General features: G+C 51.9%; 18 protein-coding genes. 5 read left to right on the plus strand and 13 right to left on the minus strand.

The genetic code is table 11. From position 1 onward, the window contains the following. Positions 1-25: 25 nt before the first annotated feature. Entirely contained in the window at positions 26-2,575 is a 2,550-nt protein-coding gene (locus tag G3M78_14390) for an SUMF1/EgtB/PvdO family nonheme iron enzyme (GenBank protein QPJ66523.1), read from the plus strand. After that, positions 2,572-2,844 (plus strand): hypothetical protein, encoded by a 273-nt coding sequence (locus G3M78_14395; protein QPJ66524.1) that lies wholly within the window; start codon positions 2,572-2,574, stop codon positions 2,842-2,844. Before G3M78_14390 ends, G3M78_14395 begins: the two co-directional genes overlap by 4 nt. Here the strand turns inward: G3M78_14395 and G3M78_14400 are convergent. From G3M78_14400 to G3M78_14440, 9 genes are all read right to left on the minus strand, one after another. Beyond that, on the minus strand, positions 2,838-3,305 hold the full coding sequence (locus G3M78_14400; protein QPJ66525.1) for a flavin reductase family protein: 468 nt from the start codon (positions 3,303-3,305) through the stop codon (positions 2,838-2,840). The genes G3M78_14395 and G3M78_14400 overlap by 7 nt on opposite strands. Before the next feature lie 59 nt (positions 3,306-3,364). Next, positions 3,365-4,054, minus strand: coding sequence for a hypothetical protein (locus G3M78_14405; protein QPJ66526.1), 690 nt, complete (start codon positions 4,052-4,054; stop codon positions 3,365-3,367). Positions 4,055-4,131: 77 nt separating this feature from the next. Further along, the gene (gene amrS, locus G3M78_14410; protein QPJ66527.1) at positions 4,132-5,181 is read right to left on the minus strand and encodes an AmmeMemoRadiSam system radical SAM enzyme; all 1,050 of its coding nucleotides are present in this window, start codon (positions 5,179-5,181) and stop codon (positions 4,132-4,134) included. A 34-nt stretch (positions 5,182-5,215) separates the two neighbouring features. Further along, positions 5,216-5,671, minus strand: coding sequence for an SUF system NifU family Fe-S cluster assembly protein (locus tag G3M78_14415; protein ID QPJ66528.1), 456 nt, complete (start codon positions 5,669-5,671; stop codon positions 5,216-5,218). A 34-nt stretch (positions 5,672-5,705) separates the two neighbouring features. Beyond that, positions 5,706-6,953 (minus strand): cysteine desulfurase, encoded by a 1,248-nt coding sequence (locus G3M78_14420; GenBank protein ID QPJ66529.1) that lies wholly within the window; start codon positions 6,951-6,953, stop codon positions 5,706-5,708. Beyond that, positions 6,946-8,256 carry a Fe-S cluster assembly protein SufD gene (gene sufD, locus G3M78_14425; GenBank protein QPJ66530.1) on the minus strand — a complete coding sequence of 437 codons (1,311 nt, stop codon included), beginning with the start codon at positions 8,254-8,256 and terminating at the stop codon, positions 6,946-6,948. The genes G3M78_14420 and sufD overlap by 8 nt, the downstream gene beginning before the upstream one ends. A 5-nt stretch (positions 8,257-8,261) precedes the next feature. After that, on the minus strand, positions 8,262-9,005 hold the full coding sequence (gene sufC / locus G3M78_14430) for a Fe-S cluster assembly ATPase SufC (GenBank protein QPJ66531.1): 744 nt from the start codon (positions 9,003-9,005) through the stop codon (positions 8,262-8,264). 119 nt (positions 9,006-9,124) lie between these two features. Further along, positions 9,125-10,579 carry a Fe-S cluster assembly protein SufB gene (gene sufB / locus G3M78_14435; GenBank protein ID QPJ66532.1) on the minus strand — a complete coding sequence of 485 codons (1,455 nt, stop codon included), beginning with the start codon at positions 10,577-10,579 and terminating at the stop codon, positions 9,125-9,127. A 33-nt stretch (positions 10,580-10,612) separates the two neighbouring features. Continuing rightward, positions 10,613-11,362, minus strand: a complete 750-nt coding sequence (locus G3M78_14440; protein ID QPJ66533.1) for an iron-sulfur cluster assembly scaffold protein SufE — start codon at positions 11,360-11,362, stop codon at positions 10,613-10,615. 346 nt (positions 11,363-11,708) lie between these two features. Here G3M78_14440 and moaA point away from each other — a divergent pair, with 346 nt between their 5' ends. From moaA to G3M78_14455, 3 genes are read left to right on the plus strand one after another with little or no spacing between them, the layout of a single operon-like run. Beyond that, complete coding sequence (moaA, locus tag G3M78_14445) at positions 11,709-12,722, plus strand: GTP 3',8-cyclase MoaA (GenBank protein QPJ66534.1); 1,014 nt, start codon at positions 11,709-11,711, stop codon at positions 12,720-12,722. A 14-nt stretch (positions 12,723-12,736) separates the two neighbouring features. Beyond that, positions 12,737-13,564, plus strand: a complete 828-nt coding sequence (gene larE, locus G3M78_14450) for an ATP-dependent sacrificial sulfur transferase LarE (protein ID QPJ66535.1) — start codon at positions 12,737-12,739, stop codon at positions 13,562-13,564. A gap of 5 nt (positions 13,565-13,569) precedes the next feature. Further along, positions 13,570-13,803 carry a hypothetical protein gene (locus tag G3M78_14455; protein ID QPJ66536.1) on the plus strand — a complete coding sequence of 78 codons (234 nt, stop codon included), beginning with the start codon at positions 13,570-13,572 and terminating at the stop codon, positions 13,801-13,803. A 5-nt stretch (positions 13,804-13,808) separates the two neighbouring features. On the opposite strand, the gene proC is transcribed toward G3M78_14455, so the two are convergent. The 4 genes from proC to G3M78_14475 form a co-directional block, all read right to left on the minus strand. Then, positions 13,809-14,657: a pyrroline-5-carboxylate reductase gene (gene proC, locus G3M78_14460; GenBank protein ID QPJ66537.1), complete on the minus strand. Its 849-nt coding sequence runs from the start codon at positions 14,655-14,657 to the stop codon at positions 13,809-13,811. After that, positions 14,657-15,349, minus strand: a complete 693-nt coding sequence (locus G3M78_14465) for a YggS family pyridoxal phosphate-dependent enzyme (GenBank protein ID QPJ66538.1) — start codon at positions 15,347-15,349, stop codon at positions 14,657-14,659. The genes proC and G3M78_14465 overlap by 1 nt, the downstream gene beginning before the upstream one ends. A 25-nt stretch (positions 15,350-15,374) precedes the next feature. Beyond that, positions 15,375-15,713 (minus strand): P-II family nitrogen regulator, encoded by a 339-nt coding sequence (locus G3M78_14470; protein QPJ66539.1) that lies wholly within the window; start codon positions 15,711-15,713, stop codon positions 15,375-15,377. Positions 15,714-15,830: 117 nt separating this feature from the next. Further along, entirely contained in the window at positions 15,831-16,643 is an 813-nt protein-coding gene (locus G3M78_14475) for a SprT family zinc-dependent metalloprotease (protein QPJ66540.1), read from the minus strand. Between the last annotated feature and the right edge of the window lie 47 nt (positions 16,644-16,690).

Below are 16,690 nucleotides of genomic sequence, written 5' to 3' on the forward strand. Positions count from 1 at the left end.
CATGAGGCGACCTATCAAAACTATAATGCCTTCCCGGTTCATTCTCATCGCTTGCTTTTTCCTGATTGTCGCGCTGGCAAATCCGGTTCAAGCGACAGACTCGATTCAAAAAGAACTGGAATCCGTCGCCAGCGCTTCAAACGAGAGCGTCGATCTTGCGCATATTTTAGAAATCGTCTCGAAGGACTGGAACCCGCAATTCGATTCCGCCCTGTTCCATTCCCGGCTTGATAAACTGCAGGAAGCGGCGTCTCCCGCGATCAATCTTAAGTCGTCCGAAGCGCGAGTGGAGCAACTCCGCAAAGCCGTCCATGATCTCGAGCAATACGCTTATACGGAGAGAGTCGACGCGCAAGGCGTTCCCCTCGACTCAGAAGAACTTTTCATGCACGGTCTGTTAAAGACGCGCAAGGGTTACTGCATGAATTTGTCGCTACTCTACCTCATCATCGGACAGCGTTTGAATCTTCCGCTTTACGGCGTCGCGCTTCCCAATCATTTTTTTGTGCGCTACGACGACGGCGCCACGCAAATCAATATCGACGGCACGGAACGCGGAGCCAGCTTTTCCGACGACTTTTACCGGAATCGCTTTGGCCTTGACCCCGCTCGCCCTTCGCCTTATTTTTTGAAAAATCTGTCGGCCCGGAAAACGCTCGGCGCCTATTTCTCCAACGTCGGCATGGTTTATTACCGGACGGGTAAACCCGAGCGCGGCGCGTTCTATCTGGGACTGTCGGTTACAATCAATCCTCTATCCATCGACGCGCAAAACAATCTGGCGAATATTCTTTCAGAACAGGGACAATCCGCAAAAGCGGTCGAGCATTACTTACAGGCGTTGAAGGCCGATCCGCTGAATCCATCGACGCTGTTCAATCTCGCGCTGGAATACGACAAGATGGGGCAGAGTCGAAACGCGATTGAAACTCTCCTGCGAGTCGCCGCAATCGAGCCGGAATTCGTGCAGGCGCATCGTTCGCTTGCCCAGCTTTACCTCAGTCAAAGAAACTATGCGGGCGCCTTGCTTCACTTAAAGCGCCTTGCGGCTTTGGAGCCGGAAGATATCTGGGCTTTCCTGCAAATGCCCGACGCTTATCTGGGTCTTGGGACTCCCGAGTTAGCCATGCAAACCTTGCAATACTCCAGCCGCCGCTTTCCCGAGCAAGCCGGCCCCGGAGAAAAACTGGCTGAAATTTTCTACCAGATGGGAGATTTTAAGCGCGCCATTGAAACCTATCAGGGCCTGATCGAAAACTGGCCGAAGAACCCTCTCAACTACATCCAGCTGGGCTGGACTCATTACCGACAAAACAACGTACAGGAAGCCATCGACTGGACTCTCAAGTCTCTGTCCATCGCTCCCAATCAGGCGCAATGGGCGCCCTTGGCTCAGATGAACCTGGGTTTCTTTCATTTACTGGAGAAAAAACACGATGCCGCAAAGGAGTGGTACCAGAAAGCCTTGCAAGGCAACTCCGCCTCGCTAGACGGAATTCTAGCCGACATCAAGGAAGCCCTTGCCGGGACTTACGCTCAACGCAATGATTTGTATTACTTCGCAGGCTGGGCGGCCTTGCAAACGAATCGGAATGATCTGGCCGAGCCGTTTTTCAGTCGCTACCTCGACCAGGAACCTGCCGGCGCCTTCGCGGGTGAAGCGCGAAACGCTCTCGAGCATATGGGAGCGTCGACGCCTCCGGCCCAGAGCGAAAGCGAATCCAGTGAAAGTCTACCCACTCCCAAAAACATGATTCTGATTCCTGCGGGAACCTCTATCATGGGTTCCAACGATCATGGAAACGACGAGGCGCCCGAACATCAGGTGACCCTGGACGCCTATTTCATTGACAAGTATGAAGTGTCTGCCAGTGACTACGCTGAATTTCTAAATGCTGTGGGGAACGCAAAAGGCTACTACCAGAACAACAACCACGGCGTACTCGACTACAAGGAACGATATTCCCCAAGAAGAGGCGCGGAAAACCTGCCCATTAATAACGTCAAATGGGAAGGCGCCGCGGAATATTGCAAGTGGAAGAACAAACGACTTCCGACCGAAGCGGAATGGGAAAAAGCCGCGCGCGGTCCGAGCGGCAACCTGTACCCCTGGGGAAGCGAACGTCCTACGCCGGAGCTGGCGCGATTCAATCAACGCTGGAGCGATGAGGTCAGGCACGGCGTCATGCTACCCGTTGATTCGTTCCCTCAAGGAAAAAGCTTTTATGGGGCGCACCACATGGCGGGCAACGTAAAAGAATGGGTGGACGACTGGTATGATAGGGAGTATTATAGTGACCCTGCAAATCATATCAATCCCCTGGGCCAGATTGGGGGAGAGTTCAAGGTCGTAAAAGGCGGTTCATGGAGGGATCTTGCCGGATTTCTATACTCCTCTTTCCGCAACAATGCTAATCCGGAGGCCCGGTTGGGGGATTATGGTTTTCGTTGCGCCAAAAGCGCGACATCCCAACCCAGAGTTCCTGGACCTAGGAAATTAACCCAATTGAAAACGCGCAAGGGAAATGAGTCGTCCCTCGCCTTACTGACATCATTTTCTGAGGATTTTAAATGATTGGGGCCATCGAAGTTTTAATGATCGCCATTATTTTCGGCATCATTTACGGTCGGGATGCGATCGATAATACATTCAAAAAACGGGCCGACGAAGGCGTTATAGAAAGTTTCTCGGAAGACGTTAAAGAATTTTATCACGAGGACCCCAAACGCCTGATCAAACTGGGAATTTTTGCCGTCAGTTCGATCGCTTTCGTCGGCATTCTGATTTACTGGGTCATGACTCGCACCAGCTTCCCAAAAATGATGTCCGCCCTGTTTCAGTAATTGAATCCATTCTTTCGGACATGCACATAAGGCTCGCCGCCTTTTGCCATGGCGCCGCCCACGATTTCTCCGATATAGACCACATGGTCTCCCGCAGGAGCAAAACTGATCAGACGGCACTCCAGATAGGAAACCGCATCGCTCAAAATGCGCGGACCCTTCGCTGATTTTTTTGTCTTCACGCCGTCGAACACATCGTTCTTTTTGGAGCCTGTGAATTGTTTCAGCAGGTCCCCCTCTTTGCCGATCACATTCACAATGAACGTCTCAGACGCTTCGATCAATAACCTTGCCGCGCGCGTCTTGCCCAGAGCCACCGTCACCGCTGGCGGATCAAATGCGCACTGGTTCACCCAACTGGCGAGAACGCCGTCTTCTTCGTCGCCATGCCTGGCCGTTACAATGAATAAACCGCTGGGAACGCGTCCCAATGCCTTGCCTACGCTTGCTTTATTTTTCAAAGGAAACTCCTCTTGCAATCAATGTTAGAAATTAGGTTTACGCCGAATACGCTCCAGCTTCAAAAATCGCCTTTCTTGATCTTGAAAATATCCGGCGCGTCCGGCTTTTCAATATAGGACAAACGCAAATTAACGTCGTCAATTTTATTTGCCCCGCCCTTTTCTCCTCCTTTATCCGCAGGATTCTGGAGCAGCAAGACCGCCATACGTCCTTTCTGATCCTTGCCCCTGAACACCAGAATCGAGCCGTCCTCCAGAGGGGTGTTCACTGCCAGACCTTCGCGCTGAAACCCTTCCTGAATGAAATGATTTCTTAGCTGGTTCGCGGTCTCTACAACCGTTTGCGGTTCGGATTTGGGATCAACAGGTTTGCCCCAAATGATATTCACCTGCATCAGTTTTTCAGAACGGTGACCGAGGATATAAAAAATATGCGAGGCGCCGCTCCCCGGCAACAAATCCTCAACTGTAATACCAAGCGTGATTGTCTTTTCAACAGGATGAATGCTTCGCGCAATTTTACTGCGTGGGATTTTAAAATCCTTGAATATCGCCCGATAGATTTCCTTTTCATCCATGGAAAAATTGGCGGATCGAAATCCGGTGACTTCAGCCGACACGGCCTTCGCTCCAGAATCGGGTTTCACCAATTTCAAACTTCCCAGGGAGCTGGCATGCAAATGAGTCCCCGCGCCCAACAATGACGCCAGAAAAACCATCAGACAAATTTTCAAACGAAACCGCATCATACGAGTCTCCTGCGAAATAAAAATACAATGTTACATGGAAAAATCATCAACTTCAAGGTAGCGTAATTATTCCGACGCTACAGATTCCAATACCCCGGTATTGGCATTGCGCATTGAAAACAACTGCCTTTATTGAGTCGATTGGCGGTGACTTTGAAGCCGACGCGTTCAATTAAAGTCGCTCCGCATCCGGGACAGCGCGTGTTTTCCTTGTCCCCGGTTCGCCCTGGGATATTACCGACATAGACAAATTTCAAGCCCGCCTTTCGGCCTATTTCCCAGGCCCTCTTTAAAGTTACGGGAGGGGTTCGCTCGCGATCGTCCATTTTATAATCCGGGTGATAGGCGGTGACATGCCAGGGAATATCGCAGGACACCGAGGCAAGAAAACCCGCCATTTGCGACAACTCTTCATCCGAGTCGTTATAGTCCGGGATGACCAGCGTGACCACTTCCAACCAGATTCCCGCATCATGCAGGCGTTGAATCGTATCCAGGACCGCCGGGAGATTGCCGCCCAGCCTTCGGTAATTTTTTTCTGAAAAACTTTTCAAATCGACCTTGTAAAAATCGACCCAGGGGCGCAGATACTCAATCGCCTCCGGCGTCCCGTGTCCGTTAGAGACAAAGCCGGTGCGCAGGCCCCTGCTTCTCGCTTCCCGAAAAACAGCCACCGCCCATTCCGCGGTGATGAGGGGTTCATTGTATGTGGAAACCAACGAAGCCGCGCCTTGCCGGATCGCGCTGTCGCATAGAGCTTGGGGCGTTAGAGGAATATTGCGTAAGGTCGAATCAGGGTCGCGCAGGGTCTGAGAGGTCATCCAGTTTTGACAATAGGCGCATTTGAAATCGCAGCCCAGCATTCCAAAACTGAAAGCAAGCGAACCTGGAAGGGCGTGAAAGAAAGGTTTTTTTTCGATGGGGTCGTTCTGCAAACCCGCAGCGTAACCAAAGGGAACTTTTAAGTTTCCTTTGTCGTTGTAGCGGACGAGGCAGACGCCGCGTTGTCCGGGTCGCAATTTGCATAGATGACCGCAAGCAGTGCAAAGCAGAGCGCCCTGCCCCAGGTCTTTGACGAGTTCGCCCTGACTTGTCTGGGCGTCTAGAGGAGAGGATTTCAGTTTCAAGCGAGGTCCGCAATCAAGGGACCGTTGCCGCCGTTCACTCGGTGCTGACGGCGTCGGTCTTTTTGTCCAAAGCGCTCACCATCGTGTGCCACGACAAGGTAGCGCATTTTGTGCGAGAAGGGTATTCCCGGACGCCCATGAACAAGGACAGTTTGCCCAAATGATTCTCTTCTTTTTGAGGATCGAATTCTCCAAGAATCATTTTGTGGAACTCTTCAAAATTGATCTTGGCGTCTTCCACCGTCTTGCCCTTGAGATGCGTCGTCATCAGGGAAGCGCTCGCCTTGGAAATCGCGCAACCGGAACCCTCGAAGCTGACGTCGTCAATGACCCCTTCATCGCTGACGGTGAGGTAGATATGAAGATCGTCGCCGCAAAGCGGGTTCACGCCGTGACAGAAATGCGTCGCGTTTTCAATTTTCCTGAAGTTTCGCGGCTTGCGATTATGATCCAGAATGACTTGTTGGTACAGCTCACTGTTGTATGACATGATTTTCTAATTTCTGACCGTTGCTATTGTTAACTCAACTGAATAATTTAATAGTCTTTCGTATGCTTTCCGCCAAAACGTCGAGATCGTCAAAGGTATTGTAAAACGACATCGAGGCCCGCGCAGTGGCCGGCACGCCGAATCGGATCATGGTCGGTTGCGCGCAATGATGACCGCCTCTTACAGACACGCCTTCCTGATCCAGGCAAGTGACCACATCATGCGGGTGCGCGTTCTCCAGATAAAAAGACAAGATCGCCGCTTTATCTTTCGCGTTGCCGATGATCCGCAATCCGTCGATATTCTCCAGCAATTGCGTGCCGTACTCCAGCAGTTGATGCTCGTAACGCGAGATGCGGTCCATACCAATTTCATTGAGGTAGTCGATCGCCTCGCCCAGACCGATCACTTGCGTGATTGGCGGCGTTCCCGCTTCAAAACGCGCAGGGGGTTTCGCGAAGGTCGATTTTTCCAGCGTCACCTGCAAAATCATATCGCCGCCGGTCACATAAGGAGGCATCTCCTCCAGCAGTTCCATACGACCGTAGACCCCACCAATACCGCTGGGCGCGTACATCTTGTGTCCTGAGAAGGTATAGAAGTCGCAACCGATGTCCTGCACGTCCAGTTTCATATGCGGCGTACTTTGCGCGCCGTCGACCAATACTTTGGCTCCCGCCGCGTGCGCCCGTCGGGTGATTTCCTTCACCGGGTTGACCGTGCCCAATGCGTTGGAGACATGGTTGACGGCGACCATACGGGTTTTGTCCGAGAGCAGTTTGTCGTATTCTTCAAGAATCAATTCGCCCGCGTCGTTGACCGGGATCACCTTGAGAATCGCGCCGCGTTCTTCGCATAAAATCTGCCAGGGAACCGTATTGGCGTGGTGTTCGATATTGGAAATGATGATTTCATCGCCCGGTTTGACAAAGCGTTTGCCAAAACTGTAAGCCACCAGATTGATCGCTTGCGTGGTGCCGCTGGTGAAAATGATCTCAGAAGGGGAACCTGCTCCGAGAAACTGCGCAACCTTCTTGCGCGCTTCTTCATACAAATGGGTCGAGCGCTCGCACAATTTATAAGCCCCGCGTCGAACCGTGCCGTACTCCTCGGCGTCGAATTTGCGCACCCGCTCGATCACGCGAAGCGGTTTCTGGGTCGTCGCGCCGTTGTCCAGATAAACCAGAGGTTTTCCGTTTACGGTCGACGACAGTATGGGGAAATCTTTGCGTATCGCCTCAACGTCCCAATCCTGAACAGAGGGTCTGTGCGTTTCATTCATGACTGCCCTCCAGTTTTGTCAAAAGAATCTTTCTCCATTCCTCGGTTGATTCAGGGAACGGGTTTTGCTGAATGACGCTCTCTGCGAAACTGCGCGTCAACAGAATGCGAGCGGCGGCGTCGGAAAGACCTCGAGTTTTCAAATAGAAAATCTGATCCTCGTTGACCTGGCCAATCGTCGCTCCATGCGTGCATTTCACATCGTCCGCGTAAATCATCAGGTTCGGCTTGTTATCGGCATGACATTCGTCGGACAACATCAGGTTGTTGACGAGCTGGTCCGACTGGGTCAATTGCGCGCCGGGATGCACCGTCACGGTGCCGTCGAAACTGGTGCGGGACTTGCCATCCACAATATTTCGAAAGAACTGGTCGCTGGTGGTGTGCGGCGCCTTGTGATGGACGTTCAGGTAATAATGCGCCTGTTCCTCGCCGTGCAACACGCCAATGTGATTCAATTTCATTTCAGCGCCCTCTTCGTTCAGCCATATCTCGAAATGACAGCGCGCCAGACGACTCCCCGAAGCGGCGGAGGTGGACTCGAAACTGCTGTTTCGATCCAGCGTCACACGCAATTTGGAACAATGCCAGGCGTTCGTCGCGTCATTCTGAAACTGGGAATGACGGATGCGCGCTCCCTCTTCCAGAAACAAATCCTGTTTCGCGTTGACAAAATAATTGTCACCCGCGCCGACATATTTAACGCACAGATCCATTTCCGACAATTTTCCAGCCAGCGCAACGATGCGCGGACAGTGCATCACCGGCGATTTACCGCCCTGCGACACAAACAGAATCTGTACCGGACTTTTTACCTTGGCCTGAGGGGCGACCTCGATCAGAATGCCGTCGCGACACAAACCGCCGTTAATCGCGGCGAACACATCGTTCTCTTCTCCGGCGATTTTAATGAGTCGATCCATTATCTCAGCGCGATCCGCGGCTTCGGACAAAGGCGTGATCTGCACGCTTCCCTTCAACCCCTCCACTTTGGACAACTTCGCCGAATAGGCGCCGTTGACGAAAACCAGACAACTGTCCTTACTCGCAGGGTAGATATTATTTTCGATCAGTTCTGCTGACGCTTCCGCTGTTTCCGAAAGACTGAATGCCGTGGATGCCAGTCCCGTCGTATTCACAAACGTGTACATCTCGTGTTTACGATGCGGAAATCCCAAGGCCTCAAAACGTCGTATCGACGCCTCTCTTAATGCGCTGAGTTTTGCGTCACCCTGATTTTTCTTATACAAGTCAAGGATCGCGAGTTCCGATCCTTTTTCATTTTGCGATGTCATCGTAGTCATAGATTTCAAACCTTGGTCAACCAGTCATAGCCCTGGGCTTCCAGTTCCAAAGCCAGACCTTTTTCGCCGGATTTAATAATTTTACCTTTGCTCAAAACATGCACGTAATGCGGTTGGATGTAGTCCAGCAAACGCTGGTAATGCGTGATGAGGATCAGGGCGTTGTCTTTGTTGATGAGTTTGTTGACGCCGTTGGCGACGACGCGCAGAGCGTCGATGTCCAGCCCCGAGTCGGTTTCATCCAGAACCGCCAGTTTTGGCTCCAGCAGAGCCATTTGCAAGGTTTCGTTCTTTTTCTTTTCGCCGCCGGAGAAACCGTCGTTCAGGTTACGCTCCTTGTACTTCGGCTCCATACCCAGATCGTCCATCTTCTTCTGAAGAATTTCGTCGAAATCCATCGGGTCCAATTCCTCTTTCCCCTGTCGCACCAAACGGGCGTTGTAGGCCATGCGCAGGAATTCGGCGTTGTTCACGCCAGGCACTTCAACGGGATATTGATAGCCCATGAAAATACCGTTCAAGGATCGCTCCTCGGCTTCCATGTCCAACAGGTTCTCCCCTTCATAGCTGATCTCGCCAGCAGTCACCTGATAGGAAGGATGCCCCGAAAGAACTTTCGCCAAGGTGCTTTTGCCCGAACCGTTCGGTCCCATGATGGCATGAATTTCACCTTTTTTAATGGAAAGGGAAATTCCCTTCAAAATTTCTGCGCCATCAAAACCGGCATGCAGGTCTTTAATCTCAAGCATAAATAAAACCTCTTAATGTGGTCAAACCGAAGCCGGAGTTGATCCGACGTCGCAAATTTTAATAAAAACGCCTCCCCTTGGCTTTCCGGGGAGGCGTCTGATGAAGGAAGGACTCTTAACTATCCAACGCTGTTTTCAAGCTTAAGAGTCAAAAGTTTTTGCGCTTCAACGGCAAATTCCATCGGCAATTGCTGGAACACGTCTTTGCAGAAACCATTGATGACCGCCGTGATGGCGTTCTCCCGCGAAATGCCGCGCTGTTCAAAATAGAACAACTGCTCTTCGCTGATTTTTGACGTCGACGCCTCGTGCTCGACTTGCACCGAACTGTTCGCGGATTCAATGTAAGGGAAGGTGTGCGCGCTACATTGATCGCCAACCAGCATGCTGTCGCACTGGGAATAATTCCTGGCGTTGGAAGCGTTTTTGCTCACCTTGACCTGGCCCCGGTAGCTGTTGCTCGAGCGATCCGCAGAAATGCCCTTGGAAATAATGCTCGAACGCGTGTTCTTGCCAAGATGAATCATCTTGGTTCCCGTATCCGCCTGCATCATGCCATTCGTCAACGCGACCGAATAGAACTCGCCAACCGAATTGTCGCCCTGCAAAATACAACTGGGGTATTTCCAGGTGATGGCGGAACCCGTCTCGACCTGAGTCCATGAAATCTTGGAATTGTTACCCTGACATTTACCGCGCTTGGTAACGAAATTATAAATTCCGCCCTTGCCGGTTTCGCGGTCGCCCGAATACCAGTTTTGAACGGTGCTGTATTTGATTTCAGCGTTTTCCATCGTCACCAGCTCAACCACGGCGGCATGCAACTGATTGCTGTCGAACTGCGGAGCCGTACAGCCTTCGAGATACGACACATGACTGTCTTCCGCGCAGATAATCAGGGTGCGCTCAAACTGCCCCGTCTCTTCCGTGTTGATGCGGAAATAGGTCGAAAGCTCCATCGGACATTTCGTTCCAGGAGGAATATAAACAAAGGATCCATCCGTGAACACCGCGCTGTTCAAAGCCGCGTAATAGTTGTCGCCAATCGGCACGACGGAGCCAAGATATTCTTCAACCAGTTCCGGGAACTCCTGAACCGCTTCAGAAATCGGGCAGAAAATAACGCCCACTTCCATCAGTTTTTTTCTGTGGGTAGTCGCAACGCTGACACTGTCAAACACAGCATCAACGGCCACGTTGGCCAGACGTTTTTGCTCGTCCAGCGGAATTCCGAGCTTCTCAAAGGTATCGAGCAGTTCCGGATCCACCTCGTCCAGGCTTTCCAGCTTCTTTTTAGGCTTGGGAGCCGAATAATATGAAATATTCTGGAAGTCGATTTCCGGGTAATGCACATTCGGCCATACCGGACTCTTCATTTCCAGCCATTTTTTATAGGCCTTGAGACGAAAATCGAGCATGAATTGAGGCTCGTTTTTCTTTTTGGAGAGCGCGCGAATGACGTCTTCATTCAAGCCTTTCGCAAAGGTCTCCGACTCGATCATCGTCTTGAAACCGTACTTATAATTTTCCTTGTCCTCTAAAACATCGGATACTGCATTGACCGATGTATTCATATCGATTCTCCTTAAACTATGTAGAGTCCCGAATTACATATTTGGGGTGACTATTAATTGATTATACACGTCTTTCCGTAAAGCCTGCTCTATAAAAGACAACGTCGCCCCCAAAGAGGAACCACAACTGCCACAGGCGCCTTGATACTGAATCAATACTTTCTCGCCATCTTTAACGCTCAAAACCTGAACGTTGCCGCCGTCGTTCATCAAGGCGGGTCGGACTTTTTCATCCAGCGTCATATTGATCTGCTGAATCTGCTCTTCCTCGCTGAGGCCGATCCAGGCCTGTTCCAGCAGGGACAATTCCTCAAAAGATTTCTTGTTGCCTTCGCCGTCTTTTTTAGCGGCCTGAGATGCGATGGCCAGGCCCTTGGCGCCGGGATAATCATCGCGCACGATGCCCAATAAGGCTTCGACCCGCGCAAACAGCTCCATTTTTGCATCAGGAACCGCAGGCGTGTCTTCAGAATCCCGTAAAAAACGCTCCACGTCTTCGCCCTTCAACGAGCAGGCCTCTTCAATACTCAAGCCCTTGACCATAGAGCACAGCGCGTCCCCGATCGCTACGGAAGCTTTGCCCCCATAAGCGAAAAACTTGGCGCTATAGACCCTGTTTTCTTCAATATCCACCAGCCAGTACAGCTTGGTGTCTTTATACTTGGATTCAATCAGAGCCATGCCCTGTTCGTCGGCGTCTTCCTTATAATAAGCGCCTCGGTTGCGGGGCGACTTACCGGCTTCCTCAAACTTGGCTGAATAGCTTTCTTCGGTCACAGACATAATAATCCGGGTGATTTAAAATTTCGGTTTTAATTAATGTATGTATCTTGCGTACGGAATGCAAATAAAGACGTTAGCGCATTCGCGTTTATAGATATTTAGATGCAGATGGCGCGTCAACGATCCTAACTAATAATATCCGCGCATCAAAGCGATTTTATAAAGGGCCTATTCACCCAATCCTACCTTCCAACCAATTTAAACTATTCATGTGCATAATCCAACCAAAAACGCTATAATTTAGCCATATACATTCCCCACCCGCCGAACAGCTCTGTTGTTTTTGGCGGGTATTGCAAACCAGGCGACGCGGTAACAGGGGCCACAACGACAGGGGTAATATTCAATGAACTCCGATGTTCAGGACCAAAAAAGAAAACTGGTCGACGGAATGGGTCGAACCATCGTTAATTTAAGGATTTCGGTAACCGATCGCTGTAACTTCCGATGCACCTATTGCATGCCGGAGAACAACGTCGAATTCATGGAACGCAGTAAACTGCTTTCCTTCGAGGAACTGACGCGGATCGCGGGCATCGTTTCCAAAATGGGCATCAGCCGACTGCGAATCACCGGCGGCGAACCTTTGATGCGCAAAGACCTGCCCACGCTCATCGAAATGTTCAGCAAAGTCGACGGCATCGAAGACATCGCCATGACCACCAACGCGTTTTTTCTGAAAAATCAGGCTGAAGCTCTGAAAAAGGCGGGCCTGAAACGCCTCAACGTCAGCCTCGACGCGCTCGACCCGGACAAATTCCGCGACGTCAATCGCAAGGACTGTCTCCACGAAGTGCTGGCGGGCCTGCAAGCGGCGCGCGAAGCGGGTTTCAAATCGATCAAGATCAACGCCGTCGCCATGCGTAATTTTTCCGAAACGGAGATCATGAGCCTGATCGAAATGGGCCGCACGGATGGTTTTGAAATGCGCTTCATTGAATTCATGCCGCTGGATTCCGACCAGATCTGGGAACGCGACAAGGTCCTGTTCGGTCATGAAATCATCGACCTCATTCGTCAGAAATACGAACTCGTGCCCATCGACAATTCCCGGGAAATCGGCCCGGCAAGCGAATTCAATTTCGCCGACGGCAAGGGTAAAATCGGCATCATCACCGCTGTCAGCAATCCGTTCTGCGATCACTGCAACCGCATTCGCATGACCGCCGACGGCAAGTTGCGCACCTGTCTTTTTTCCACCCACGAAACTGATCTCAAACAATTGATCCGGGATGGAGCGACAGACCAGGACATTGACGACGCCATTGAAGGCGCGGTTCTCATCAAGGAACCGGGGCATAAGATCAATCTCGATTCGTTCGAGCGTCCGCAACGGGCCATGCACGCTATCGGCGGCTGACCTTGCCTTCTCCTATGGATTTTGCTCAAAAAAAGATTCGTCTGTTCGACGCATTGAAACCGCTCGACCGAACGCTGGTCGCCTTCTCTGGCGGCGTCGACAGCGCGCTGGTTCTGGCGGCGGCGCTGGAAACGCTCGGGCCTGAAAAGGTGCTTGCCGCGACCGCTCAATCTGAAAGTTTGCCGGAAAGAGAATTGAAAGGGGCCGCTGAATTTGCGGCTTCTCTGGGCGCAAAGCATCATATTCTCCGAACCTGCGAAACCGCCTCGCCCGACTATCTTAAAAACTCCCCCAATCGTTGCTACCACTGCAAGTCGGAACTGTATACGAAGTTAACGGAACTGGCGGAGCGAGAAAATTTCGCTCATATCGTCAATGGGGTGAACGCCGACGACCTTGGTGAATTTCGCCCCGGCATTCAGGCGGGCAAAGAGGCCAATGTCATCAGCCCCCTGGCGGATGCGGGGATGAACAAAGCAGACGTCCGGAGGCTGGCGCAGGAAATGCAATTGCCGCTCTGGGACAAACCGGCGATGGCCTGCCTGTCTTCGCGCATTCCCTACGGCTCACCCATCACCACCGAAAAATTGTCGATGGTGGAACAGGCCGAAGACCTTCTCATTTCCCTCGGTTTCCCGCAAATGCGCGTGCGTCATCACGGCGAAGTGGCTCGCATCGAATTACCGCAAGACGATCTGCTTCGCTTCTTTTCCAGCGAGGCCGCGCAGAAGGCCAACGACGGACTCAAGAATTTAGGATTTCAGTTTGTCTCCGTTGACGCGGAAGGGTTCCGCTCCGGAAAAATGAACGATGCGCTCAACAGCGCGCAGAAGGATGATTGAACATAATGTGGAACGTTGAACTCAAACCGGAAATAAAAAGAGGATTGAAAGATCCCGACCGCTTCGCAAAAGGCATGGGCTATGCCTACCTGGGTATGATGATCGTCATGTGCGGCGTGGTCTTCATGCTGTTTCTATTTTTTGCCCGCCCGGAACATGTTTTGCGACCCTCCTGGATTCTCGCGCTCGGCTTCATCATCGTCGGCTGGGGCGAATATCAGAAGTTCAAAGGCCGATAAGCCCGCTATCTTTTCCCCAGTTCAATCGAACGCAAGGTCGCCTGCTCCACCGCATCCATCAAGGTCGCTCGCAAGGCTCCCTTTTCAAGCGCCTTGATGCCCGCAATCGTGGTTCCCGCCGGAGAGGTCACCATATCTTTCAACTCACCGGTATGCTTGCCGGACTCCTGCGCCAGTTGCGCCGCGCCTAGAACCGTCTGCACCGCCAGCGTGCGAGCAACGTCTCGCGCCAGACCCATCTTCACGCCGCCGTCGGACAAGGCTTCGATGATGGTGAACACATAAGCCGGGCCGCTACCGCTCAAACCCGTCACCGCGTCGAGCTGGCTTTCGGGGACGTCCACCGTCTGGCCCACCGCCTCGAACAAACGATGCGCAATTTTCATATCCATCTTGGACACCGCAGAACCGGGAGCGATGGCAGTTACGCCCGCCAAAGCCAGCGCAGGGGTGTTGGGCATGGTGCGAATGACATGCGCCTTGCGCGATTCCACGCCGCCTTTCAACACAGATTCTATGGATTGAATGGACACCCCAGCGGCGACAGAGATGAACAATTTCTTGTCCAGACTCATTCCGCCCAGTTCTTCCAGAACTGTTTCCATCGCTTGCGGCTTCACCGCAAGAATGATGATATCCGTTTTCTCTGCGACTTCCCGATTGACCTGACTGGTCTTGACCTTGAAATCATTTCGCAAGGATTCAAGACGAGCGGCGTTGATATCGGAAATTAAAATATTTTTAGGCTCAATGAATGAAGCCGCGATCAGTCCTTTGACAATCGCCTGGGCCATATTGCCGCCGCCCAGAAATCCCAGTTTTTTATTCGATAACACTTGAACCTCCTTAATCATTAAACCGTCGCATTTCTCTCGCCAAAAATTGCCGTGCCGACTCGAACCAGCGTCGCACCCTCTTCCACCGCCACCGCGAAATCATTCGTCATTCCCATCGACAATTCCGTCAACGAGATCGTGTCGGCTATAGTAGCATATTTGTCGCGCAATTCCCGAAGCCTTGCAAAGTACGGCCGCGAAGCCTCCGGGTCCGGCGCGGCAGGCGGAATCGTCATCAATCCCTTCACCTGAATCCCCTTAAACTCGGCAACGGCTTCCAGAACCTTCGGTAATTCCTCGGGAGCCATGCCAAACTTCGAAAGCTCGCCGGAGACGTTGACCTGAAGCAAAATCGGCATCAGCGTATTGCGCTGGACCGCCTTGTCGGAGATCGCCCGCGCCAGTTCCAGGCTGTCCACCGAGTGCACCATGTGAAACAGGTCGAAAAGATATTTGACCTTGTTCTTCTGCAAATGTCCGATGAAATGCCATTGCGCGCAATCCCGCCCCAGCTCGGCAATTTTGTCCCTTGCTTCCTGAATCTTGTTCTCGCCCAGCAGATCGGCGCCAGCCGCAAGCGCCTCGCGAATCTTGTCGACTGCAATCTGCTTGCTGACGGAGACCAGACGCACTTCGGCGGGATCGCGCCCCGAAGCTTTGGCGGCGTCCGCGATTTGCTGTTTTATGAGCCTGAGTTGTTCAGATATCAAAAGAGTGCGCAGGTGTGATTGAAATTCAATACAAGGCTTGCGTGCCTTTTTCGCCGGTACGGATGCGGATCGCTTCTTCCACCGGCAAGATGAAAATTTTTCCATCGCTGAGGTTGCCGGTGTGGACGGTCTGCATCAAGGTCTGAACGACCTCGTCGACCGCTTCATTCTCCAGCACGATGGTGATTTCCACCCCGGGGTGAAACTGGGGAACCGTATGCTCCGTGTTGGAAGTCATCTGGTGCATTGGCTTGCCGATGCCCTTGATGTCGCTGATGGACAGACCCGGCACGCCCAGCTCGAACAATCGCGCTCGAACGGCTTCCAGTTTTTCGTATTGAATGTAACTCTTTATCATTTTCATAGCGTGCATCAAATCTAAATTAAAAATCAGGACAAAGCAACAGTTTCAACACAATTATTCGCCAATCAAACCACGGAACTGAATCAAACAAACCCTTTGCCAGTACGCAGGCTCACATCAAGCCGGAGCTTCGACCGAACGATTCTCTTCGGGAGGCGCGAACAGTTGCTTCCAGTTCTGTTTCTCCCAGGCCTTCGCCGCGTCAAAATCGCGAAACTCGCGTTCCTTCTTTTTGAAGGCGTTGTGATGATAACTGTAACGCCCGTTGATTTTTTTTGGCGGCGCCCACTGATGGCACATCTCGTGATACACCGTCAACTCGAGAACGCAACGCGGCACAAAGGATTGCTTCAAGCGCGGGTGGATGCGTATTTCATTGGACTTGTGATCGTAAGAACCGAAACGAAACGAACGGCTGTTGGTCGCGCCGCTTTCTCTTCCCCAGCGAATGGTCGCGGTGACAGCGTTATCAAAATATTCGGCATTGATTCGTTTGAAAATTTCATCAAGGTCCGCCTCACCCGACGACGTTTCCGGAGTCAAAATATCTGGCGAGGGATCAAACAAGCCGCCCAAGGGAGCGGCGTCGCGACTGCAACAGTCCTCGACAACTTCTGCATATTCCGGCGGCAGAGAGGCCTCGCCTTTCAAACTCGCAAGAATTTTCTTGCGCAGAACCTGCATCACAGCCTCGCGGTCGGCGGAAAAAAAGTCAAAGAACGAGGGATTAAAAACTTCAAGGGAAAGCGGCGTTTCGGAATCCTTGTCTTTTGCGATGGACGCCTGAATCATAAAATCGATTCCGCCCTTGCGACATTTAAACAGGACCGCCCAAAGTCTGCCCTGCGAGCCGCGTTCCTTACCGCGCCCCTTGACCAGAGCGCCGATATTGAGGGATTTGCCCAAACTGCCTTTTGTTAACTGGTTCATGTATTCTGTAAGCCTCCCAACAGGTTGAACTAGCAGTCAATAGCAAT

It is taken from the genome of Candidatus Nitrohelix vancouverensis (genome assembly GCA_015698305.1).
Taxonomy (GTDB): domain Bacteria; phylum Nitrospinota; class Nitrospinia; order Nitrospinales; family VA-1; genus Nitrohelix; species Nitrohelix vancouverensis.

What these genes read in the sequence shown, in the direction of transcription:
- moaA (QPJ66534.1), top strand. Translation starts at nt 11,709, where the DNA reads ATGAACTCCGATGTTCAGGACCAAAAAAGAAAACTGGTCGACGGAATG.
- G3M78_14455 (QPJ66536.1), top strand. Translation starts at nt 13,570, where the DNA reads ATGTGGAACGTTGAACTCAAACCGGAAATAAAAAGAGGATTGAAAGAT.
- G3M78_14470 (QPJ66539.1), bottom strand. Translation starts at nt 15,713, where the DNA reads ATGAAAATGATAAAGAGTTACATTCAATACGAAAAACTGGAAGCCGTT.
- sufC (QPJ66531.1), bottom strand. Translation starts at nt 9,005, where the DNA reads ATGCTTGAGATTAAAGACCTGCATGCCGGTTTTGATGGCGCAGAAATT.
- sufB (QPJ66532.1), bottom strand. Translation starts at nt 10,579, where the DNA reads ATGAATACATCGGTCAATGCAGTATCCGATGTTTTAGAGGACAAGGAA.
- sufD (QPJ66530.1), bottom strand. Translation starts at nt 8,256, where the DNA reads ATGACTACGATGACATCGCAAAATGAAAAAGGATCGGAACTCGCGATC.
- proC (QPJ66537.1), bottom strand. Translation starts at nt 14,657, where the DNA reads ATGATTAAGGAGGTTCAAGTGTTATCGAATAAAAAACTGGGATTTCTG.
- G3M78_14440 (QPJ66533.1), bottom strand. Translation starts at nt 11,362, where the DNA reads ATGTCTGTGACCGAAGAAAGCTATTCAGCCAAGTTTGAGGAAGCCGGT.
- G3M78_14395 (QPJ66524.1), top strand. Translation starts at nt 2,572, where the DNA reads ATGATTGGGGCCATCGAAGTTTTAATGATCGCCATTATTTTCGGCATC.
- larE (QPJ66535.1), top strand. Translation starts at nt 12,737, where the DNA reads ATGGATTTTGCTCAAAAAAAGATTCGTCTGTTCGACGCATTGAAACCG.
- G3M78_14475 (QPJ66540.1), bottom strand. Translation starts at nt 16,643, where the DNA reads ATGAACCAGTTAACAAAAGGCAGTTTGGGCAAATCCCTCAATATCGGC.
- G3M78_14390 (QPJ66523.1), top strand. Translation starts at nt 26, where the DNA reads ATGCCTTCCCGGTTCATTCTCATCGCTTGCTTTTTCCTGATTGTCGCG.
- G3M78_14405 (QPJ66526.1), bottom strand. Translation starts at nt 4,054, where the DNA reads ATGATGCGGTTTCGTTTGAAAATTTGTCTGATGGTTTTTCTGGCGTCA.
- G3M78_14420 (QPJ66529.1), bottom strand. Translation starts at nt 6,953, where the DNA reads ATGAATGAAACGCACAGACCCTCTGTTCAGGATTGGGACGTTGAGGCG.
- G3M78_14415 (QPJ66528.1), bottom strand. Translation starts at nt 5,671, where the DNA reads ATGTCATACAACAGTGAGCTGTACCAACAAGTCATTCTGGATCATAAT.